The sequence below is a fragment of the uncultured Negativibacillus sp. genome (genome assembly GCF_944388365.1).
In the GTDB taxonomy this organism is placed as follows: domain Bacteria; phylum Bacillota; class Clostridia; order Oscillospirales; family Ruminococcaceae; genus Negativibacillus.
On record NZ_CALXIN010000015.1, the window covers coordinates 1 to 21,621 of the forward strand.

A 21,621-nucleotide genomic window follows, 5' to 3' on the forward strand; every position below is an offset into this window, starting at 1 on the left:
TCGATCCGCGAAATTATCGACTCTCCCGAATTTGAGCAGGCCAAAAGTCCTCTTTCGGTCGCTCTCGGACGGGACATCGCCGGAAAAATCACCGTCGCCGATCTGGCGAAAATGCCCCATACCCTGATTGCCGGCTCCACCGGCTCCGGTAAATCGGTGTGCATCAATTCCCTGATTGTCAGCATCCTCTATCACTCCACTCCACAGGAAGTTCGCCTGGTGCTGATCGACCCTAAGATGGTCGAGCTGGGCATTTACAACGGCATCCCTCATCTGCTTATTCCCGTTGTCACCGACCCTAAAAAGGCCGCCGGTGCGCTCTCCTGGGCGGTCAATGAGATGCTCAACCGCTACCAGCTGTTCAAAGATTACAGCGTCCGCGACATGGCAGGTTTTAACCGCGCTGCCGAGAAAAACGGACTCAAACCCATGCCGCAGATTGTCATCATCATCGACGAGCTGGCCGATCTGATGATGGCTGCTCCTGGCGAGGTTGAGGACTCCATCTGCCGTCTGGCACAGATGGCGCGTGCTGCCGGAATGCATCTGGTCATCGCGACCCAGCGTCCGTCGGTCGATGTCATCACCGGCGTCATCAAAGCCAACATTCCTTCGCGTATCGCCTTTGCGGTTTCCTCCCAGATTGACTCCCGTACCATTTTGGACAGCAGCGGCGCCGAAAAGCTGCTTGGACGCGGCGACATGCTCTTCTCACCTATCGGCTCCTCTAAACCAACCCGTGTACAGGGCTGCTTTGTTACCGATGGAGAGGTCGAGCGGATCGTGGAATTTATCAAGCAATCCACCCAGCCGCTTACCTATGACGAGCGCATCCTCCAAGAGATTGACCGTCACGCCGTTTCAGACAACAAGAAAAAAGGGTCCAAGGATGACGGAGGCGGATTCGAGGATGAGGACGAGATGCTCCCCAGCGCCATCGAAATTGTGGTGGAAACTGGACAGGCTTCCACCTCCATGCTGCAGCGACGGCTCAAGCTGGGCTATGCACGCGCTGCCCGTCTGATGGACGCCATGGAAGAAAAAGGAATCATCGGTCCGTTCGAAGGAAGTAAACCCAGACAGGTTCTGATTTCCAAAGAACGCTGGATCGAAATGAAGATGATCTCCGCAGCCAAAGCAGAAGATAACCGAAGAAACTACTAAAACAAAAAGAGGTTCCAAACAGAAATGTCTGTTTGGAACCTCTTTTTGTTGTTCTCTATAAGAGTTACTTTACCTTTGGAATTGCCAGATAAATATAGGTTTTTCCGCTCACATTCAGCATCGTTTTTTTTCCATCCGGAGGAGTCGTCGATATGTAGCTGACCATAAAGCCTTCCTCTGTAAAAAGTACTCCGTCGGTGCATCCCAGCGGTGTCAGTATCGCCGAATAAATGTTGCTGGTATTTCCGCTTGCATGAATCAGCTCTTCACCCTTTGTAAAGATCATCAGGAACTCCGCTTCAAAATCCAGTGGAATTATCTGTGTCGACTGACCGTCGCCGGTATAGGTACCCATCACAAAGTTGCTTTTTCCCAACAGTTTGCGTTCCTCTTCCGTGATGTGCAGATTTGACTCAACATGCTCCTGAAACTTGCTGTCCAACTGTTCATTGTCAAAATTAAAATCATCCATCTTCGGCTTGTCGCTTCCTACAAACTTATTCAAGCCCAGATAGGTTGTCTTATATGTGCTCGACATCGTTTATCCCTCCTTCTGCCATTCTTCCATTCCCATCATTTCCAGCTGAGAAAAGGTTTTATCCATCGCATCCAGCTGTGCAAAACTGTAATCCAGCGAGTCAAACTCTTCAAAGCTGATTCCACCGGTCACAAACTCTGCCATCAGATGTGCTGGTATCAGTGCATTGAAGGCTTCTTTTGCCTGATCCAGCGTCATCGAGCTGTTGGCAATTTCGGTTGCCGTCACAACAATGGTTCCACTTCCTGGAGCATCCTCCACCGATGCCTTGATTCCCACGGCTGCCAGCGAGCGTTCCAGTCCGTCTCTGTTAAAGTCACTGGGCCCGATGCTCATCTTGCTTTGTACGATTGCCCTTCTCTTGTCCAGTTCCATTTCCTTGTGTACCGGAATTGCCAGCATCCGTTCAAATTTTGTCAGCTGTTCCTCGCTGCATCGCGCCGCCAGAACCTCTTTTTTCAGTGCCTGAATCTGCTCCATCATCGGTTCCAGCACCTTCAGATAGCTTTCCAGCTCACAGGCAACCAGAGAACGACCTTCTTTTGGAAAACGATAGAGGTGCAGAGAACCCATCTGTGCATACATCTGTTTTCTGCAATCCATTTCTTTTCCTCCCTTTACTGATGATCCATCTGGCTGATGGTGCACTGAGAAAGGGTGAAGATCTCCTTTTCCAGAGGATAGGTATCCTCAGAAGGAGAAACCACCTTGCAGTTTGCCACACCTTCACAGGACAACAGCTCCCGCACAATCAGCGCTTGATAAACCGGCTGACCGATCTTCTGCTGTTCCATTAACTTCTCCACTGCCTGCTGACAGTTCTGACTGACGTCCTCATAGCTGTATCCGTCCTCCACTGCAATCTGTGCGGAAATCTCAATCTGCCGCTGAGTTGCTTTTTCCACCGACAGATCCACATTGATCTCCTTCACCTCACCGATTTCCTGCTTCATCTGGGCAATCAAATCGTCATCCACACCGGCGCCGGATACCACAATTCCCACCGTGCCCACACCATTGACCCTCGGTAGGACCTTTGCGCTGGATACACCCGAATAGCTCATCGCTTTGTTGTAATAAAACGCTGTGTTGGTTCCGTTGGTGACCGCCTGATAACTGTCCAGCAGACGCTGACGCAGCACTTCGTCGCTTTCCGCATCCTCTCCGGACGAAATCGGCGATGGATTGGTCACCGAAACAATGCCCTGCACCGGCGTAATCATCACATTGAGCACCTGTGCCGCAATGTTGCCGCCTGCTCCCGCACTCTGGCACTCCACCGGTGCAGTAACCTGCGTCTCTCCCTGATGCAGAATCACCGCCTTGGTGGTTACATATCGCGGCAGCACCTCTGTGCTTCCTTCCACCGAAGCACAGGTCAATGCGATTTCCGCAGGAATCTCCATATCCTCACTGGCGGCAGTCGTTCTGGAAAAGACAACCTCTCCCTTTGCCTTGACCGCCTGTTTGCGCACAATTCCTCGCTGGGCTGCGTGCAGCTCCAGATTTTCTCCCGTTGCTGTCTGTGGAAACGCCTGTATCTGCGCCTGTTTTAGCTCCTGATGTAATCCTGCCAGCTGCTGAGCCAATACCCGAAACCGGATGCCAACATCCGACGCATCCTGCACAGGGATACCGGTCAGCTGAGTATAATACTCCTGCATCTGCTCCAGAAAATAATTAAAATCCTGCTCCACACACTTCCTCCTCTCCTAATAATTGAATCGCCAGCTGAACTCAAAGAGTTCCGGCGGCTGTACACCGGTGTACTCCAAGGAAAAAACAAAAGACAGTACCCCGTACTCCTCCTGTTTGCAGCTGGCAGATACTACGCGGATATCTGGCATATCCATCAAAGCCTCCCTGGCATATTCCAGCGCCAGTTCCTGCTGTTGTTCCTCAGCCATATTTCCCAGCGTGTGTAGGCGACTTCCCAGCTCTTCATCCAGTGTAAAACTGCCCTTTGGCACCGATAAACGAATCATTGCCTGCTGAATTGCTTCTGCTCCGCCTTCAATCTTCTGCGGAAATCCCCTTGCATTGCGCAGGTGATCTCCGCGGTATAACAGCATATCCAATTCTACTCCTCCTGCTTCCATTCTTTGCCGTTGAGCAAAATTTTGCCGTCGTTGCATAAGCGAATACTCGCTCCGCCCGCAGAACATAGGAGGATTTCTCCTGGCTGTAAATCCTCCTGAATGTTTTCGTTCTGAATTGCACCCAGACACACCTCTCCAACGGGCGACGATAAAATCAGCACCTCTGTTCCCTGCGGAGGCTTTGCATAAACTCCAAACGGAGAACAGTCCGGCAGCGAACGGTATTCGCATGCACCCACCACAAATTTTTCTCCGCTTTTTGCACACACAGTTTTTGCCGGTGCATCACCGCTGTACTCAAAGGAGTTTCCTCCCTGTGCCCAAGAACGTTTTGCCAGCCACATCTTTCCATCTCCTATTCCACAATCAATCTGGTGTACTCTCCACGCTGAGAAAATCCGATCTCCTTGGAAAGAATATTTCCGCGGAAAGATAATTCCGGTAAACTTACCGTCACTTCTTCTCCCAGTTTCCAGTCCAAAATCTCTGCAATTTCGATTTCCCATCGTGCTCTTCCCTGCATCGACTCCTCCATCTTCAGTCGTGCATCCACCGTCGGCTGTGCCCATTGAGAGGATGGAATCAGGCATCTGCTCCTCTGAATCTCCAGACCCTGCGCCTGTTCGTTGATGACTTTGGTGCTGTATCTCCCCAGCTCATCACGAATCAGCACCTGAGAGATCACTTCGCTGCGCCGGAAGGTTTTTGCAATGCTGCTGACCGGAAATTTATTTCCTATGATGTGACTTCCCTTTCCGCCCAGCAGAAAAGACACCTTCATTCCATCCACATAGGGACGCAGTTTTACTGCCCGCTGGCAAAACTGAGAGAATGCCTCCCACTCGCTCACACCCTTTGCCACACGGTAGTTGTTCAGGCTCCCTGTGAAGGCCAGTTCGTTCTGAAAGCCATATGGTGCCAGATGCCTGGTAAACATCTCCTGCACCGATACGCGGGTGTATTCCTGTGGAATCGCCTCATTGTCCAGAAGCACCGCTGCATCGGAGCGTCCCCAAATTGTCAGCCTGCACCCGCTTTGGTCCAGGCTGACGATCTGACGGTCACAGATTCCATGAAACAGTCGCTTGTCCGACTGTATGCTGATCTGCTTGATCTCCTTTTCGCTCCACTCCTGCGGCGATGACAGCAGAAAAACCGCCTTCATGCTGTCCGCCGGTGTATCCACCGACGAAATACAGGAAAACTCCACCGGATTGCTCAGCCGCTTTTCCTCTCCGTTTAACGGTTTGAGCAAAAAGGATAACTCCATCATCGGACACCTCTTTCTTCGGTAAATCGGAAAGAATAGCTGATCGTCTTGTCTCCGCCTTGCCCAACCATTTCCAAACTGTCAAATACGGCCTGCATCGGTTCCAGACCTGCACCGCTCAAAATACCGCTTCCGCCCTGCTGCATCAGCTTGCGCAGAGCAATAAACTGCTCCAGTGCGTCCTCTCCAAACAGCTCGCCTTCTCCTTCGACGATGGTCAGCCCGCTTCCCAGCTCCTGTAAGCTCTCGCCGATGCCATAGCAGGATACTGCCGACGTTTTCCTGCTGTGCCGCACCACCAGCCTGCGAGGATTGTTCCGAAAGGTATACTCCTTAAAGCGTAGATTGGTCATATAACCACTCCTCCATTCCTCTGCCGTACCGCTGGGAAAGCCGCTCCATCTCATCCGAAACCTGCTGTATGCTCAAACCCTGCGGCACTGCACGCTCCACCTCAATTACCTGCTGCTCCTCAAAACTGGTTCGTGCAGGAATCGGATCGGCTTTCTCCCACGAGACCGAACCTGTTTTCTCGGGTTCTTCTGGCTTTTCCCATGCGGTTGTTTGTGCCGACTTGCTTTGCTCAGGAATCGGCTGGACCTCGCCTTTGGATTCCGCTTCAGACGGCAGCTTCACCGGCTGCACCAGCGTGGAGAAAAAACTGCTTTTTTCAAACACTTCCATGTTTTCCTTTATTTTTTCGTCCATTCTTCGCCCTCCTCTTCAAAGAGCCGCTGGTACGCTCCAGCCAGAGCCGCAATCTGCCGCAGACTCAAACTTTGCAGCACTTCCTCTACATCAGCGTATTTTCTGCTGCCGCCTTCCTGCATCGAAAAGCAGACCAGCGCCGCATTGTGTGCAACCGCCCATAAACCCTGGCTTTCTTCTCCGATCACTGCACAGAGATAGGCATATCCTCTCTGTGCTTCCTGCGCTAATCTCAGCTCGTCCCTTGCTGACAGCTGTCTCAGCTTTTCTTCCACCGGCTCCCTCCTAAACCTTCATCCTTCTGCTTGCCACCAGGCTGACCTTCTCCAGAATGACATCTCCTACGGATGCGGTCTGGGTAATGTCCGCCCATTCACAGCCCGAATAGATAATCTTGCAGTCAGGACGGACCACCACCAGATTGAATCCGCTCAGATCATAAAAATCCACACCTTCTGTCTGGTATAAGCACACTCTGGACAGTTCAATCCAGTGTTTTACTCTGCCTCCCACCGTTCCAACCGGCTCGCTGCTGCCAAACGCTTCGATGTACTTGCTCTCTCTGGAGGACTGCACCCGATAGCTCTGGGCTGCCGCGACCCGCTTGCCGTTGATTTCAATATAAATGTCCGCGCTGGTCGGAATCGAAACCAATGCCATTGTTTTCCCTCCTTACACCGAAATGTGCGCTGTCAGATAGATCTGGCTGAACACTGCCATCAGTCCAAATTCCAGCTCTACCACACACACCGAAGGGTCGTCCTCCTCACGGTAGACCACCGGTGGCTGAAAATCTCTAATCAGACCTTCCTGCTTTTTCTCATCCAGAATGACCGCTACCTGTGAAGCGATGCTGTCCTCGGAATACGCTGTCTGACTGCCTTTCACCATCGCCGTCAGACGCTGACGCACCGACTGAATAATGTCGTCGATCATCAGTACCACGTTCACCGGTGCAAAGGTTCTGTCCTCCTCACCACCGGTGGTGGTTCGGGTTGTCACACAGCGGATGCACTCCACTGCCTGACTTTCGTTCTCCTCCAGCACAGTAACTCCCGCACCCAGCAGTGTTTCCACTTCGTCCTCTTCCAACGTCTCCACACTGTCCAGCACACCTAACTCCTGGCTGTGCATGCTTTGCATCGGCTGACATACCGCCAGCATTCCTGCTACTGCCGCTGCACTCAGCAGCACCGAAGCTGTTTCACCGGCAAGGCTGCTCGTCGCCTGCTGTGCGCACAGTACAAATCGCTCGCTGTTGAGCGCCTGCGCCACCTGCTCCGCATTTGCCTTTTCCACTGCACCGACTGCCAGACGTTCACGCTCGTTCTGAGATGCCTGCTGTACCTGGTCACGCAGCACTTCCAGTACGCTCTGCTCGCTGCTGGCACACAGCATCACGCCGGTCTGCTTTACTTCACACAGCTTCTGAATCGCTGCACTGTACAGTTCTGACGCAGGCTCGGTGCCATCAATGGTCACCGGAACCACGTACAATCCCTCTACTCCGCTTTGCAGCAGTATTCTGCACACTGTGCAGAACATTTCGCCGCTGCCCTGTGCTTCGAAATATTCCTCCAGCTGTTCGATGGAACGCAGCTGGACCACACCGCCGGCGGGCAGGTTTTTGCCTTCCTTTACCTTGGCTCCGCCACAGAAAAAGGCATATCTGCCAGTGTAGCTTTTCTGCCGGCTGACCACATCGTACTGGGAATAGACTCCCGGACGATAAATTTTCTTCATCAAACTTCTCCTTTCCTGACGATATGGAAGCTCTGCGGATAAAATAATCCGCTGTCTCCTTCTCCTGTGCCGCTGAGAATAAACTCACAGCACAGTTTGACCGGCAGTACAATACCGCTCCATTCCTTGTTCCATACCGCCTGACCACATTCAATCTGCTTGAATGACAGCTGCTCGGAAAATAACAGCCGCTGTGCACATCCTTCCCATAATTCCCAGCAGGCTGTGGCATTGGTGCAGCAAAAAGAGATCTTCACCCACACTTCCGCCTTCTTGCCCAACGATACATTTTCTCCCATGCAATAATCGTTGAGTCCTACCGGTGCCATCGACACCTTCTCAATCCCGATCGCCGCCAACTTTTTTCGCTGAGGATTCGGCCTTGCTTTCTCTGGAAAGGCCCGAATCACCTCCAATGAAGTATCGCTTGCTCTGAGCTCCTGCTCCACCACGCTCAGAATCTCTGAAAACTCACCCATTGATTTCCTCCTGTGCCTTTGCAGCAATTCCCCAAAGGTATGCCGGCTCATTCTTAAAATAGACAAGCTCTGTCCGTTCCAACACAAAGGACTCCTCTCCGGCGTAGAATACCCCTTCCGAAATCTCCTTCGCATCCTGATAAGGTGCCAGCAGCAGCCATTTCCCCTGATGAAAAATTCCTGATTCTACTGGCAGCAGCTTGTCGCTCTGCTCTCTCAGCGGGTTGAGGTACGCCAAAAAGCGTACCTCCCCTTGCTGGGATGGAAAACGAACCTCCCTGCCGCACTGACGGATCAGTCTGCGAATCACATCCTGGCAGGACATATCTCTACTCCTTTCAGACAGATTCCCTGGGAGTCCAGCAGATCTCCCACCATCTCCAAAAGCTCCTTGCGTGCCTGCGCACCGTCACTCTGGGAAAAGGAAATATCGCCCACCTTCACACTGGCACATACCGTCCCCTGAATGCTCTGATACCGGTGATTTGCCAGCGCTGCACATGCCAGCGCCAACCGCGACTGATGTTCCTCCACACGGACACTCGCCCGCAGACGGCCCTTTAGCTCCTCCCAGCAGCCCAGCACCAGAGGACGCCACTGTTCCGCCTCCTCCTCGCTCAAACCGCTGATCAGACAAAAGTCCTGCATCAATACCTGTTCATCCATCCTGTTTCCTCCTGTTACTTGGTCAGAATCTTGACCGCATCCGGGAAGATTTTGGAAAAACCGGCGATGGAAGTCACTGCTGCACGCTCCAGCTGACAGTCGATCAGCTTGTCATACTCCACGTTGATGCCGCCTGCACTTACCATTTCCAGCGCATAACGCTTGTCCAGACCGATGATGGTGCCCTCCGATACCGCCGAAGATACAAACAGCTTGGCTCCCAGTGGAGTGGACAGACAGCCGGTCGCCTGGAAATTAAGACCAGTTTCCGGATTCTGCAGTTCCGGAACCTGAAGCAGCTTGAGCATCATGTCCGGAGATGCCAGCATCACGTTCATCTGATACTCGCCAAAACTGCCCCACAGTTTGAGCAGATCCTGATAGGTCAGCTCCTCTGCCGAGGTCAGCTTCACCTCTTCGGCTGCGTTGTTGTTGCCGTCGCCGTTGATCAGTACGTTGACTGCATCCTGCAGCTGTGCCTTGCCGATGCACGCGCCAATCTGCTTGAGCGCCACGGTAAACAGATCCAGACGCTGGAACTTGATCGACTCGTAAGATGCCACCAGCATGCGGCCGCGTTTTCTCAGCTTAATCAGGCTGTCCTTGAGGTGAATCGAGGTTTCCGGAATAAAACCGCCCTCCTCAATGACCGCCGGTGCCTGCTCCTCCCAGTTCGGATCGGAAACAATCGCACGGTAGTCCATACCCTCAATCTGGGTCTGTGCCGCACAAATTTCCTCCAGAATGTGATTGTCGTCCACACCCTGTTTGACTGCACGGGAAACATACTCTGGGAAGAGCGCCGCACTGTCCGAGGTTGCAAAAAACTTCTGTAAGCGGTCGCTGTCGTGTCCCGATACCTTGATGTCAAAACGTTTGAGCTGACGCTGAAACGCATCGTAACCGGCAAGCTCGGTGCCGCGATACTGCTCAGACGGGTCCATTTTTTCCAGATGCTTGGAAAAACCCTCTCCGCTCTTGTAAAAATCTTTGGTGATCGAAATGTTCTGATAGTTGTATTTCATCGCTTGTTCTCCCTTTCTCGTCCTTTTTTATGATTAAAACAGTACACCGATGTTCTGGCCTTCGCTGTCGACCTCGGTCACCAGTACCTCTCTGCCGCCGTCGCCTTTGACTGCATCCGCATTGCTGTCCGCCAGCAGAGATGCAAAACCCACTGTCGGCAGCTCACCGGAACAGTGCAGCACTGCAAAACCACCGGTCTGAATCAGCGCGTACTCACCGCGCATCGAATGTACAATTCCCATAAACTTGCCAGATACCGCCTTTTTGACGGTGTTGTTTGCGCTCATCGCCACCAGATCGCCCGGTGCCATCTCTCCTTCGGTCAGCATGGTAATGTATCGGCTGTTGTAACCCTGTAAACAAATATCCTTCATCCAAACATCCTCCTAAATGATAAAACTTCTGTCTGAAACCGGTTCTTCGGTCTCTTTTTTGTGCAGCTGCGGCTGCTGAAGCGAAACTGGCTCCTCCCTGCGCAGCATTTTTTTGAGCGCCTTCATCTGACCCACCGTCAGCTGATCCAGCAGCTCATACAGCTCCCTGCTCTCCCTGTGATCACCGCTCTTTCCTGTAAACAGCTCCTGTGTCACCTCCCTTCGCACACTTCTTCTTACCTGTTCACAGTCCTCCAGTAAGTTTTTGACCGTGTGCTGAAGCTGATAAACCTCCTGCGCATCCAGCCACAGACCGCGGCGGCCACTGGAAGCCTTCCATAACTTCTGCACTGCCATTTCAGAGCCGGATGCACCTTTGATCACACCTGCCTGACGCTGTGCCGGCACCGCTACAAACGACCATTCGTATGCATCCAGCGCACCGTGCAGGATGGTATAACACAGCTTCCCGTCGTACACCTCCCCTGGAATATGCTCACAGTGAAAACTGTCTCTCTCCCTCTGACAGATCGAGCACAGCCGCTGTGCTACGCTGCATCCGACGCTCACCTCTTTTTTGATTCCGGCTTCAATTTCCAGAATCAAATCTCTGTTGCCCTCGGTGCGCGCCATGTACGCCTTTGCCACCAGTGCATAATACGGTTCTCCCAGGGAGTTGAGTTTGCCTGGGAAATTCTCCACACTCGTCTCGTAGATTCTTGCCTGCTGGTTTCTCACCGATGGCTCATGGTCGAAGATGCCCGTCTTGCCCAAAAAGAGACCGGCAAGCTCCTCCAGCGTCTGTACATCAAACTGTTCCATCTGACGGTCGATGTCGTTGTCACACAACACCACGCGGAAGCAGTACAGCTCGTCTTCGCTAAACTCTCTCCGCGTCATCGAGTTGATCTTCTCCAGATCCTCCTCCCCGATGTGCAGTCCCTTGCAGATCAGACTTCCTTCTTTTTTACAGTTCATTGTGCGTTTCTCCCTTCGTCTGTGTCTGATTTTCCTCCAATGCGCGCTCAATCTGTTTGGCCTGCATCCGCAGCAGCTGTGCCCGCGCCTGTTCCACCTCGTCGCTCATGCTGACATGCTTCCACTTGACCGCGATGCTTCCACCTAATCCTTTGAGATTCAGATGGTATCTGCAAATCCGCAGGATCACCGGTGTCAGTAAATTGCGGTAACTCTCCAGCTCGCTTGCCAGAATCTCCGCCTGCTGCTGACTCATCCGTTCGGTGGTCGACCAGCTCAGACCCAGAATAAATGGCGGCAGTCCCAGCTTTGCAATAATCTGTTCCAGCATCTGACGCACCGGCACCTGTGTGTCGATCACCTGATTGTCCGCTCCGATGACACGGATGTCCACATCACCCACCGCAATAAAGTCCTTCACCTGACCGCTGTCGCGCATCGTATCTGCCCACTGACGAGCCATGTCCTGTGCAATTTCCTTTGCATATCCGCCGTCCACGCCTCCCTGTGGACGGTAGGTCACCGCAAAGCGCAGATTTCCCATTCGCTCAAAGTTTTGTCCTACCGCCTGATAGATGTTGAGCAGAATCGAAGTTACAAACGGCAGTCCGGAAAGCAGCGACCTTCCCTTGATTTCTCCTGCCTTGGGATTGAGCGCACTGAATAAAATGCGCTCTGGATGCGGCAAAAGCTCCGGTGTCATCCCGTCGGGATAGCTGTAAAACTGAATTTGCAGCGGATTTTCTCCGCGTTTTACCAGCAGGCTCTCCAATGGAACATTGTATAGAGCACCGACACTGTCCTCCTCCACTGTAGGAATCATCTCTCCTGCTGCATTGCCGTAGGTCATCAGATTGTCAAGATAGCCGTATAAAAACTGCGCCAACCCCATGGAAGAAGGCCCCACCCGAACCCCTTTGCAGAATTCGTCCAGTTCCCTCTGTGCCTCCTGATTGGAACACTCCACCGTAAAATCGCCCACCAGACGGATGATTTTGTTGATTGACGCATCCACAATCGGTACGGCCTGACGGATCTGATCAAATAATCGGTTTTCATGTTCGTCCAACGCTCCGTATTCCAGCCACCCAAAGGGATGGCTTCGAATCTGTCCTGTCTGGACACTGACAGCCTGTCCAGCGTGCACCTTGGCCAGTTCTGTCTGTTCCCTTTTCTTTCGACTCCAGATCGGATGTCTCAATGTTTACTCCTCCTTACCCTTTTCTCCTGCGCTCCTGGGCAATCGCAAAAAATCCACCCTCTCTTTTTTTGCACACCTCCATCGCAAAGTACCGAATCTCATCCATTGCATGGTCGTTTTCCTTGATCGGCTGGTCTTTGCCCGCTTTTTCGTTCCAGCGATATAAGCTAAACTCCCGAATGCTGTCCTTGCAGCTTCGGTCAAACTGCAGCTTTCCCGTTTGTAACAGCGAGGACACCAGATGGATTCCCTCTCCCACCTGATTTCTCGCCGGAATCACGCGGTACTTTCGGTGTCTGCGGATACACTCGATAAAGCTCGCCGCACTGGGGTCAACGATAACTGCCTCTACGCTTTTGTCGCCGCACAGCTCTTCCAATGCCTGGTAGTATTCCTCGTCGGTTTTGCAAAACCCTTCCTTTCTGGAATCATAGTAATACTCCGCCAGACGGTACCAAACACCTCCGGCTTCTCCCCATAATCCCATCGAACAGGGATTGACCGTCCCGTAATCACAGGAGACATAAAACCTGCCGCATACCGGACACTGGTCAACCACATGCTTTTGCGGCGAGAACATCGGGTAGATCAGTCCCTCAGGACTTACCCACTTTCCCAGAATAAACCGGTCGTAGAACCTGCCGGTGTATAACGACTCGTATCGCTTTCGCATTCGCTTGGATAACGATGGATTGTCCTCCATCCGAAAGTGCAGGTAGTAAAGATTCTTCTCCTTCCTTCTGCAAATCCAGTCGGTGTAAAACCAATGTCCTGGATGTTCTGGATTGCAGTTAAACCAGAACCTGCTTCCCTCCACCGAACAGCGCGCCACTGCCTGCTCCACAAAGCCGCGCTCCTGTAAAGCGACTTCATCGAATAGCACACCTGCCAGCGTCATTCCCTGAATCAGCGATGCACTGCCTGCGTCCTTTCCCGAAAACAGATAATATCGGTTGACCCTTCCGGCACAGCTCAGCTCGATGTAATTCTGCGACAGCTTTTCCCGATAGTTCATTCCCAGCTCAGGAAACATCCGCCGCGCAGGTAATAGTACGTTTCTCCTTACCGAGGAAATGGTTTTTCCGCAGATTGCAAAGCTCTCTCCGTCAAACTGCGCCATACTCCAGATAAAAAAGGATAACGACATGCACATCGTCTTTCCGCTTCGCACTGCTCCGTCACAGATGACCCCATCATATTGGCTGCTTTTCCTCTGTGGACACCACCAGCTCAGCAGTTCCATCTGCTTTTGACTGAACTTTTTTATCCTTCCTCACCTTCTTCCTTTTCTATCTCCTGAGCTCCCTGCTGTAAAGCCGACAAAAGACTTCCAAAATCATTCTTTTGTCGGGTTTGATCCATCTCCTCCAACCTCAGCAGCAGTTCACATGCCTTGATCTTGTCCAAAAACTGATACTCCGCCTCTTTGCCTGTGCAGCACTTGCCGATCGAAAAGCTGTCCTGCGTTTTTCCATCCTCCAGCACCGGCTGCGAAAATAGAATGCGGCATAATCCCAGCTTGGCAAGCTCCCCTGCTGATTGTTCAGCGAAGTTTTTCTGCAGCTTGGATAGCTCCTTTTGTACACTGCGCTCTCCCAATCGTGCAATCCCATTTTCCAGTCCTGCCTTTTGGGCCGCCTGCTGTGGATCTCTCAGCCAAAAGTACCAGTACGCAAATTCCTTGATCTGTTCTGTATCGCTCTGCATCTTCCTCCTCCCTTCGATGGATGCTTTTAAAATTCTCTCTTCACCCATACCCGTTTTGAGGCAAAAAGTTGCCCTTTTTACTGCAACAAACTACACACCTGCAAAAATTTTGATAAAAAAAAGAGGAGAACGCTCCTTCTTTAGCGTTCTCCTCTTTCCGTTTCAGACCTTGCATCTAAAAAAGGCATCCGCACAAAACGGATGCCTTTTCCTTACAGGATATAAATATTTACATTTCTTTTGCCATGTAAACAACTTTCCAGATAGGTGTCATAATACAGATCGACGTCGATCTGATTTCCCAACAGTCCTAAACCGGTATCCGCCGCAATGGCAAACCCATAGACAAAGCTGTTGTCAGCGCTGGTGATATAGAGCTTGGTGCCGTATGGAATCTCTCCCGGGTGTACCGCCACATAACCTGCCGACAGACCCTGTCCCGAAGCACCCATTGCCTTGGAACCCAGATTGTAGCCGGTCGAAACCTGATTGGTCAAAACACTGCTGTACTCCACCGGAATCCCGTTTTCGTCCAGCTCTACATCAAATTGTAATGGAGAAATCGCAGCTTCCTGTCCCGAAGCACCTACCAGGATAATTTCCGTCACCGGCTGCTTCAAGATTTCTTCTTCCAGAACGGTTTCTCTGCGAACTTCACCATCTACAATCAACTTCTCGATCGTTACCTTGCGTTTTCCATCGGAGCCTTCCTGAATCACTTTGGTGACACCCTCTTTTAATAAAGAGGTCTTGCGCTCCTGTACTTCGTGCTCGATCACTTCTTCTCGCTCGACCACTTTGGTTCTGCTCTCCGGTGCGGAGGTCACCACGCGCAGCGATTTTGGGGGCTGCTCATAGTCCTCCCAGTCCTCATTCTCGTCATCCTCTCCGGAAAACAGATCGGATAACTCCTGTACATATCCCTTGCTCTCCTGATGAGCGGATGTTCCGGTAAACTTGGTCGGATCAGCAGAGGCAGATAACGTATCTCCCGCTGCACGAATCGAATCAGCGATTGTCATATCCTGCATTTCATTTTCTGCCTTATTTTCCAGGGCGATTCCCCAAAAGATAATTGCTGCCATTGCAACAGAAAGCATACATGCCACAGCTCTTTTGATTTTGCGATCCTGACTCTGGGCTTCTCTTCTGATGTTTTGCATAACGTTCTCCTTTGTTTCCGATTTGCCAAAATAGACAAACCAGCAGATACAGCGCGGCTTATATTTCCGCAGCTGATACTTGATTCACAAGTCTTTTGTCATTATATTCATTCTCTTTTTTGCTGTCAAGAAAATCCACTTTGTAAAAAGTGGTTCTTAAGCTGTCGATTTTTGAAAACTTTTTGTAAAAAAACATTGATATTGAATCTAAAATCATGAAAACCTTGAAAAATTATGTGCAAATTGCCTTAAAATACCCTTTCCAGGACACTTTTCTATTTTGTACAATAACTAGGCGCATTATTTTTGTAGTATTTGTATAATTCTTACTAGTTTTTTTGACGTGACTTTTGTCTTTTGTCCGCTTTCCTTTTTCCTTCCAAAGATAAAAAATCCCTGTGCATCTTTAAAGACGCACAGGGATTTTTTTTATTCTGTATACTCTCTCACGCGAAGCGGAACATTCAGACTTTGTGCCAACGCGCGGGATTGTTCGATTGCCTTTTGACCAATCACATCCACCACGGTCAGCCTCGTATCCAGTCCATTTTCTCTGCAATCTCTTGCAAATTGCAGTAAAGCCTCAAAGGAACCCTTTCCAAATTTCGGCCGTGTTACTGCCAGATACTCCTCCTCGTTGGGCGCATTCAGGCTGATGGATACCACATCAATATGGCCTTTGAGCAGCGGCGCCACTCTTTTCTGATGGATCAAGTCTCCCAATCCGTTGGTGTTCAGACGAACAGAAACATTGCTTCGCCGGTGAATCTCATCGGCCACTTCAATCATTCTGTCCAACGCACAGACTGGTTCTCCATACCCGCAGAAAACAACCTCATCAAACTGAGTAAGGTCATATTGATCCAACTCCGCTTTCACTTCTTCTGTGGTTGGCTCGTGTTCCAGCCATAAATTTTCCGCTGAGCCCAGACCTTTCGCCTGTGAACGTACGCAGAAGGTGCATGCACAGGGACACTGATTGGTCAGATTCACATAGAGCTGCCCACCATAGGTATAAAAAATATCCGACATTTTTCCTTGTTTCCTTCCTATTTATATATTCTGCAATCTTTTTTTCAATGCCAACCGATCCAGAGCCACCGACATCACAATAAAAATGATGCCGCTTCCAATCGCCTGTACCACATTTCCCCAGATTGTTGCCAAAGGTGCTGCCCAGTTGCCGACCAAAATTGCCTCTGCCAGATAATATCCTGCAATCGAAACCAGTCCTGCCGCAAAGATACCTGCAATGTTGTGTGGATTCAGCAGATGATCCTTCTTGCTGGTAAACCAAATTGCCGTCAAAGGCTTGATAATCATGGTCGGAATCGCCCAGATGGCAGCTCCCGACATCACATCTGCCAAACCTCCGCCAATCGCGGCGGCGGCGCAGGCATAGGGCATCGGCAGGAAACAGCCCGCCAGATAGATAAAAGCATCTCCAAAATGCAGATATCCGCCGTTGGCTCCCACTGGAATGTGGAAGAAATAGACGATCATCAACATAATCACTGCCGCAAACATCGCGCTCAGTGTCAAATTTTTCTGTTTTTCATGCATCTGTAATCTCACGATACTGTCCCTCCAAAATCAATCCATCAATAGTTTCAGATGATGTTCAAACGCAATTCCTTCGTTTGGATCGGTTCCATCCTCCACCGCTTCTGCAATGGAAGCTTCCAATAACTTTGCTGCCTTTTCCAAAGCCTGATGGGCGCTTTCACCTCGAACCATGCATCCGCAGACAACCGACGATAAAATATCCCCTGTTCCAGAATAGCCTTCGCCAATCTTTCTGGTGCTCACCGAAAAACATTCCTTATTTACCGCATCAAAACCGACATTCCAGATGTTTTCTCCTTGGTGAATGCCGGTGATAATCACCGTCGATGGTCCCAGCTTGGATAGCTCCTTTGCATATTGCTCCACAATCTCCAAAGGTTCTCCCTGCTCGGCAAGCGCCGCATCCTTTCCCAATAGGAATAACGCCTCTGTCAGATTCGGCGTGATAACATCCGCTTTTTTGCAAAGATTGCGCATCGCACAGCACATTTCATCGCCAAACCCGCGATAAAACTTTCCTTCGTCTCCCAAGACAGGATCGACCAAAATCAAAGTATCTTCCTTGCGAAATTCGTCGATAAAACCTTCCACCCATTTTACTTCCTGTTCGCTGCTCAGATAGCCCGTAAAAATCCCCTGAAACTCTGCCCTTCTCTTTTTCCATTCCTCTGCAATCATCGGCATATAAATGGAAAGATCCGCACCTGTATAGCTTTCAAAGGCAGTCTGGTTACTCAATACTGCTGTCGGCATCGGTACCGCCTGCACACCACATACTGCCAAAATCGGAATTGCTGCTGTCAACGAACATTTTCCCAGTCCTGAAAGGTCGTGGATCGCTGCCACCTTCGGGATTGCCATTCTCATTCCTCCAACTCTGTTTTTCTGTCCTTTATTTTACCCTTTTCCCTCCTCAAAAGAAAATTTTTCTTTCATCTTGCCCTCTTTCGGAATTTTATATCAATTATATAAACATGCAGTCAAATATATCCCAAAATTTATATTATTCTGCCAATATCCAATCATTTTAACTACAATCATAAAATATTGTTATCTGTGTTTTGCTCAAAATCCAGCTCTATTTTCTCCGCCATTATTGGCAACTCGCCGAAACTCCATTTTGCCTTTATAGACAATAAAAAACAGCAGTCTACCCGACTGCTGTTTTTTTATTGTCCGTTCTATCGCACGGTAATATCTCCAGAGATGGTCGAAAAATATCCGGTGATCGCATCTGCATCGGCTTGGCCGCCTGGCTGATAATTATCAACGATGCGAACCTCTCCCGACATCGTCTGGCTTCGCGCCATCAGACGCTTTCCTCTTCTGTCCAATGTCATTCTAATATCACCGCTGACCGTCTGTACCGACAACTTTTTGCCGTACAATCTGCCTTTGACATCGCCGCTGGTGCTGGATACGCTCAGCTCTTCCGCTTCACTGTCATTCACTTCGATGTCACCACTGACGCTCTTTGCCTTCAGCCGCTCCATCTGCATATCCAAAATTTTAATATCACCACTGGTGCTGTTGATACTCAGCTCTTTAACTTTGCCGCAGCGAATCTCCACATCACCGCTGGTTGTCTGCATTGTGCTTTCCTGTGCATATACTTCATGAGCCTTCACATCGCCGCTGAAAGTTTTGACCTGCATCACCGGAGAAGTCCACTGTGTCAGCCGAATATCCCCACTCATGCTTTCCAGCGTCGTTTTTTCTGCCTTCAAATTTTCCGCGGTAATATCTCCCTGTAAGCTCTTTACTTTCACTGTATGCACCTGTGCCGGAACTTCTACAATCAACCTTCCCAGATCGTCGGTATTGTTTCCAAAGCCGACCATAAACGCAATCCCTAAAAAGCTCTTGTCCTTCCCGTTTTTCTTTCTCGGACGTTCCTTTGCAAAATAGCAGCCGCCGGAAAAATCCTCCTCCAGATATTCTCCTTTGTCCTTGCCGCTTTCAAAGTAAGAATGAAGCTGGCCGTCCCTGGAAGGAAGCACCGATACATCAATCGACAGCATCGACAGTTCAATGCAGCCAATCTCTCCGTTGTCATCCCTCTTGTTCTCCTGTTGGATGGCTGTCACCTTTTCTATCTCGTGGGTGTGGATATCCTTGTCACCCATCATATCCTCGATGTCTTTCAGGAAACTTTCAATGTTTCCCAGCTCTTCGCAGATTTCCTCCTCGGTGCGTCCGCTTCTGATACCTGCTTCGAAATGTTCCTCGTAGTTGTCGAGAATTTCCTGCACAAACTGGCTATCGTAGCCCACTAAAGCCTCTCTTAAATGCTGCATATAATCCGCTCTGGTCATCTTTGTTTCCTCCCTCTGACTGTTCTGTCGTTTCTTCTCCTTCATCCATCAACCGATCCACCGCTGCGGTAAATTCCTTCCACTCTTCCCGCAGTGTCTGATGATACTCGCTGCCCTTCTCGGTCAGATGATAATACTTTCTTGCCGGTCTGCCGTCCGATTCCACCGAATAGGTTTCGAGACGACCCTCGTCCTTGAGTCGTTTCAGAATCAGATACAGTGTTCCCGTCGCCAGCTCCATCTCCTGCGAGATACGTTCGGTCAGCTCATATCCGTATTTGTCACCTTTTTTCAGCTGGGATAATACGCACAGTTCCAGCGCGCCTTTCTTAAACTGTGTGTTCATCTGCTTCTCGCCTCCTATCTTGTTTTGTTGTATATATTATAATGCTTGTTATTCTATATTGCAACATACATACTTAATAAATGTTTGTGCTTTTATTTGGCTATTATTTATAAATCCTCCTCATTTTCCGGCAACAAAAAAGCAGTCGATCGACTGCTTTTTCTATCATCAAATGATTCTGCTATAATTCGCGCAGCATCCGCTGCTGATACTTCACTGCCGCCAGACTGCCGATCTGCCGCAGCAGCACTCCGTTGCGAAAGCCACCGTACACTCCCACAATAGGTGCTCCCTGTATCAGTTTTCCTGTTAAAGCTGCACTGCATAAGGCTTTGGAAGCTCGTTCCTTGGCTTGCTCGCGGGAAATAGACGGCATTATCCCTTGCCGAATCTCCTGCGCCACTGTATCCGCATCCATAGATGCGCGATATCGCTCGACTTCCTCACCCACTGCGGCACAAATCAAAAGCATCTGATAAATTTGCTCCTGTGGCAGGTCGTATGGATACCCAAAGCTGAGCGAAATTTCAAACAATGTCTTAAACACCGCCGCCAGAAAAATCGGCACATCCGGCAGACCGATGCCCAATGCACCCATCGCACCACCCTGTACCGTTGAAAACACCATGTTTCCCGACGCCCGCATGGCAACCGATGTGCCTAGCTTGGTAAGTTCCCAACTGGACAGCGGCTTTTTTGAGAAGTGTTCGTACCTCTCCAATAGCTTTTTCTCCGAGAAGGTTTTTGCAATCATCCCGCTTCCCTTCTCCAAGACCAGATCAAAGCTCTTTTCAAATGCTTTCTGCAAAACCTGCGCCGACTTCTCCGCCGCCTGTTCTGCCTTGCCAGGAATCTTTTCGCGCACACGCTCCCGCACCGGCGCCGTCCATGCTGCCGCCTTCTGGCTCAGCAGCGACGGCCGCTGCTCCAACAGCTTCTGCTCCTGCTTTTCCAGCTTGTTCAACTTCCTCTGTTGTAAATGGCTTTGACGTCGGTTGTTTAGCTCCACGTGCGCCCTCCTTTTCTACTCCTCGTTGAGCAGGATGTAATCCTGTACCCGATGGCAAATCTTCAAATCCACATTTGCATCCAAAAAGGTTCCGTCCTCACGGTACTCCTCCGCATAGACCTTGCCGTTCTGACGGATCTCCTCGATCAGCCCGCTTTTCTCGTACGGAATCAGCAGATGCAAATGCCGGTGCGTCTCCGGCAGATTCAGCACAATTTTCTCCAGCAGCTTATCCAAGCCTTCGCCGGTCTTGGCAGAGATTGCCGCCGTGCTCTTGTTCAAGGTCATCGGCAGCTCCGGCAGCTTGTCGCACTTGTTCAGTACCGTCAATATCGGCACATTCTCCGCGCCCAGCTCCTTGAGCAGTCCCGTCGTAACCTCCAGCTGCTGGTCAAACTCCGGAGAGGAGACGTCGCAAACGTTCAAAATCAAATCCGCCTCCGCTGCCTCCTCCAGCGTGGAATGGAACGCCTGTACCAGCTGGTGCGGCAGCCTGCTCACCAGTCCAACTGTGTCGATCAGCATCACCTTGCGTCCGTCGGGCAGGCTCAGCGCACGAGAGGTCGGGTCCAGCGTCGCAAACAGCATATCCTTCGCCAGTACGCCGGCGTCGGTCAGTGTGTTGAGCAGCGTCGATTTTCCCACGTTGGTGTATCCCACAATCGCTACGCTGATGACATCGTCCTTCTTTCTGCGCTGACGCATCAGGCCGCGCCGTTTTTCCAGCGCGTCCAGCTCCTCCTCCAGCGCGTGAATCCGCCGCCGGATGTGTCGCCGGTCGCTTTCCAGCTTGCTCTCACCTGGGCCTCGGGTGCCGATGCCGCCGCCCAGACGCGACAGACTGGTGCCCAATCCGCTCAGACGCGGCAGCCGGTACTTTAACTGCGCCAGCTCCACCTGTAAGCGGCCTTCGCTGGTTCTCGCACGCTGTGCAAAAATATCCAGTATCAGGGTGGTGCGGTCGATGATCGCCGCATCCACCACCCTTTCAATGTTTTTCAGCTGTGCCGGCGCCAGCTCGTGGTCAAAGATGACCAGATCCACCTCCTGCGCGCGCACAAATTCTGCGGCTTCCTCCAGCCTTCCCGCGCCCATCAGCGTGGCAGGATCAGGCTTCTCCTTTTTCTGGATAATCCTTCCCACCACCTGCGCACCGGCAGATTTTGCCAGCTCCTCCAGCTCATCCACCGAGCGCTGTACATCATACTCACCGGTGTCCACCGCTGCCAGCAGCGCGGTTTGTTGTTTCTGGCTGTTTTCGTACATTTT

29 protein-coding genes are annotated in these 21,621 nt (G+C 50.9%); 1 reads left to right on the forward strand and 28 read right to left on the reverse strand.

Going from position 1 to position 21,621, the window contains the following annotated elements; all coding sequences use genetic code 11:
- Positions 1 to 1,164, forward strand: a 1,164-nt coding sequence (locus Q0L39_RS03865; RefSeq protein WP_296627019.1) for a DNA translocase FtsK, incomplete at its 5' end; no start/stop codon positions are given.
- A 64-nt stretch (positions 1,165 to 1,228) separates the two neighbouring features.
- On the opposite strand, the gene Q0L39_RS03870 is transcribed toward Q0L39_RS03865, so the two are convergent.
- The 28 genes from Q0L39_RS03870 to hflX all read right to left on the reverse strand — a co-directional run bounded on the left by Q0L39_RS03870 (position 1,229) and on the right by hflX (position 21,618).
- Positions 1,229 to 1,702: a hypothetical protein gene (locus Q0L39_RS03870; protein WP_296627020.1), complete on the reverse strand. Its 474-nt coding sequence runs from the start codon at positions 1,700 to 1,702 to the stop codon at positions 1,229 to 1,231.
- Positions 1,703 to 1,705: 3 nt separating this feature from the next.
- Positions 1,706 to 2,305: a hypothetical protein gene (locus Q0L39_RS03875; RefSeq protein ID WP_296627021.1), complete on the reverse strand. Its 600-nt coding sequence runs from the start codon at positions 2,303 to 2,305 to the stop codon at positions 1,706 to 1,708.
- A gap of 14 nt (positions 2,306 to 2,319) precedes the next feature.
- Positions 2,320 to 3,399 (reverse strand): baseplate J/gp47 family protein, encoded by a 1,080-nt coding sequence (locus Q0L39_RS03880; RefSeq protein ID WP_296627022.1) that lies wholly within the window; start codon positions 3,397 to 3,399, stop codon positions 2,320 to 2,322.
- 15 nt (positions 3,400 to 3,414) lie between these two features.
- Positions 3,415 to 3,774, reverse strand: a complete 360-nt coding sequence (locus tag Q0L39_RS03885) for a hypothetical protein (RefSeq protein ID WP_296627056.1) — start codon at positions 3,772 to 3,774, stop codon at positions 3,415 to 3,417.
- Positions 3,775 to 3,782: 8 nt separating this feature from the next.
- A complete protein-coding gene (locus Q0L39_RS03890; protein ID WP_296627023.1) occupies positions 3,783 to 4,145 on the reverse strand; it encodes a hypothetical protein in 363 nt (120 codons plus the stop codon).
- A gap of 11 nt (positions 4,146 to 4,156) precedes the next feature.
- Positions 4,157 to 5,074 carry a hypothetical protein gene (locus tag Q0L39_RS03895; protein WP_296627024.1) on the reverse strand — a complete coding sequence of 306 codons (918 nt, stop codon included), beginning with the start codon at positions 5,072 to 5,074 and terminating at the stop codon, positions 4,157 to 4,159.
- The gene (locus Q0L39_RS03900) at positions 5,071 to 5,424 is read right to left on the reverse strand and encodes a hypothetical protein (protein WP_296627025.1); all 354 of its coding nucleotides are present in this window, start codon (positions 5,422 to 5,424) and stop codon (positions 5,071 to 5,073) included. The genes Q0L39_RS03895 and Q0L39_RS03900 overlap by 4 nt, the downstream gene beginning before the upstream one ends.
- A complete protein-coding gene (locus Q0L39_RS03905) occupies positions 5,405 to 5,779 on the reverse strand; it encodes a hypothetical protein (RefSeq protein ID WP_296627026.1) in 375 nt (124 codons plus the stop codon). The genes Q0L39_RS03900 and Q0L39_RS03905 overlap by 20 nt, the downstream gene beginning before the upstream one ends.
- On the reverse strand, positions 5,764 to 6,054 hold the full coding sequence (locus tag Q0L39_RS03910) for a hypothetical protein (protein WP_296627027.1): 291 nt from the start codon (positions 6,052 to 6,054) through the stop codon (positions 5,764 to 5,766). Before Q0L39_RS03910 ends, Q0L39_RS03905 begins: the two co-directional genes overlap by 16 nt.
- Before the next feature lie 10 nt (positions 6,055 to 6,064).
- On the reverse strand, positions 6,065 to 6,439 hold the full coding sequence (locus Q0L39_RS03915) for a hypothetical protein (protein WP_296627028.1): 375 nt from the start codon (positions 6,437 to 6,439) through the stop codon (positions 6,065 to 6,067).
- A gap of 12 nt (positions 6,440 to 6,451) precedes the next feature.
- The gene (locus tag Q0L39_RS03920) at positions 6,452 to 7,522 is read right to left on the reverse strand and encodes a hypothetical protein (RefSeq protein ID WP_296627029.1); all 1,071 of its coding nucleotides are present in this window, start codon (positions 7,520 to 7,522) and stop codon (positions 6,452 to 6,454) included.
- Positions 7,522 to 8,001, reverse strand: coding sequence for a hypothetical protein (locus Q0L39_RS03925; protein ID WP_296627030.1), 480 nt, complete (start codon positions 7,999 to 8,001; stop codon positions 7,522 to 7,524). Before Q0L39_RS03925 ends, Q0L39_RS03920 begins: the two co-directional genes overlap by 1 nt.
- A complete protein-coding gene (locus tag Q0L39_RS03930; protein WP_296627031.1) occupies positions 7,994 to 8,326 on the reverse strand; it encodes a hypothetical protein in 333 nt (110 codons plus the stop codon). The genes Q0L39_RS03925 and Q0L39_RS03930 overlap by 8 nt, the downstream gene beginning before the upstream one ends.
- Complete coding sequence (locus Q0L39_RS03935) at positions 8,308 to 8,667, reverse strand: hypothetical protein (RefSeq protein WP_296627032.1); 360 nt, start codon at positions 8,665 to 8,667, stop codon at positions 8,308 to 8,310. The genes Q0L39_RS03930 and Q0L39_RS03935 overlap by 19 nt, the downstream gene beginning before the upstream one ends.
- A 14-nt stretch (positions 8,668 to 8,681) precedes the next feature.
- On the reverse strand, positions 8,682 to 9,692 hold the full coding sequence (locus Q0L39_RS03940) for a phage major capsid protein (RefSeq protein WP_296627033.1): 1,011 nt from the start codon (positions 9,690 to 9,692) through the stop codon (positions 8,682 to 8,684).
- A 33-nt stretch (positions 9,693 to 9,725) separates the two neighbouring features.
- The gene (locus Q0L39_RS03945) at positions 9,726 to 10,067 is read right to left on the reverse strand and encodes a hypothetical protein (RefSeq protein ID WP_296627034.1); all 342 of its coding nucleotides are present in this window, start codon (positions 10,065 to 10,067) and stop codon (positions 9,726 to 9,728) included.
- A 12-nt stretch (positions 10,068 to 10,079) separates the two neighbouring features.
- On the reverse strand, positions 10,080 to 11,045 hold the full coding sequence (locus Q0L39_RS03950) for a hypothetical protein (protein ID WP_296627035.1): 966 nt from the start codon (positions 11,043 to 11,045) through the stop codon (positions 10,080 to 10,082).
- Positions 11,035 to 12,246, reverse strand: a complete 1,212-nt coding sequence (locus tag Q0L39_RS03955; protein ID WP_296627036.1) for a serine/threonine protein phosphatase — start codon at positions 12,244 to 12,246, stop codon at positions 11,035 to 11,037. The genes Q0L39_RS03950 and Q0L39_RS03955 overlap by 11 nt, the downstream gene beginning before the upstream one ends.
- A gap of 13 nt (positions 12,247 to 12,259) precedes the next feature.
- Positions 12,260 to 13,489: a PBSX family phage terminase large subunit gene (locus tag Q0L39_RS03960; protein WP_296627037.1), complete on the reverse strand. Its 1,230-nt coding sequence runs from the start codon at positions 13,487 to 13,489 to the stop codon at positions 12,260 to 12,262.
- Positions 13,490 to 13,509: 20 nt separating this feature from the next.
- Positions 13,510 to 13,953, reverse strand: a complete 444-nt coding sequence (locus tag Q0L39_RS03965; RefSeq protein WP_296627038.1) for a hypothetical protein — start codon at positions 13,951 to 13,953, stop codon at positions 13,510 to 13,512.
- A gap of 212 nt (positions 13,954 to 14,165) precedes the next feature.
- Positions 14,166 to 15,116 carry a G5 domain-containing protein gene (locus Q0L39_RS03970; protein ID WP_296627039.1) on the reverse strand — a complete coding sequence of 317 codons (951 nt, stop codon included), beginning with the start codon at positions 15,114 to 15,116 and terminating at the stop codon, positions 14,166 to 14,168.
- A gap of 429 nt (positions 15,117 to 15,545) precedes the next feature.
- Entirely contained in the window at positions 15,546 to 16,148 is a 603-nt protein-coding gene (locus tag Q0L39_RS03975) for a TIGR04100 family radical SAM protein (protein ID WP_296627040.1), read from the reverse strand.
- 21 nt (positions 16,149 to 16,169) lie between these two features.
- A complete protein-coding gene (locus Q0L39_RS03980; protein ID WP_366916341.1) occupies positions 16,170 to 16,691 on the reverse strand; it encodes a TIGR04002 family protein in 522 nt (173 codons plus the stop codon).
- Positions 16,692 to 16,709: 18 nt separating this feature from the next.
- Positions 16,710 to 17,543, reverse strand: a complete 834-nt coding sequence (locus tag Q0L39_RS03985) for a pyridoxamine kinase (protein WP_296627041.1) — start codon at positions 17,541 to 17,543, stop codon at positions 16,710 to 16,712.
- 320 nt (positions 17,544 to 17,863) lie between these two features.
- Complete coding sequence (locus tag Q0L39_RS03990; protein WP_296627042.1) at positions 17,864 to 18,997, reverse strand: DUF4097 family beta strand repeat-containing protein; 1,134 nt, start codon at positions 18,995 to 18,997, stop codon at positions 17,864 to 17,866.
- A complete protein-coding gene (locus tag Q0L39_RS03995) occupies positions 18,942 to 19,343 on the reverse strand; it encodes a PadR family transcriptional regulator (RefSeq protein WP_366916342.1) in 402 nt (133 codons plus the stop codon). Before Q0L39_RS03995 ends, Q0L39_RS03990 begins: the two co-directional genes overlap by 56 nt.
- A 181-nt stretch (positions 19,344 to 19,524) precedes the next feature.
- Positions 19,525 to 20,307: an EcsC family protein gene (locus tag Q0L39_RS04000; protein ID WP_296627043.1), complete on the reverse strand. Its 783-nt coding sequence runs from the start codon at positions 20,305 to 20,307 to the stop codon at positions 19,525 to 19,527.
- Positions 20,308 to 20,367: 60 nt separating this feature from the next.
- Positions 20,368 to 21,618: a GTPase HflX gene (hflX, locus tag Q0L39_RS04005; protein ID WP_296627044.1), complete on the reverse strand. Its 1,251-nt coding sequence runs from the start codon at positions 21,616 to 21,618 to the stop codon at positions 20,368 to 20,370.
- Between the last annotated feature and the right edge of the window lie 3 nt (positions 21,619 to 21,621).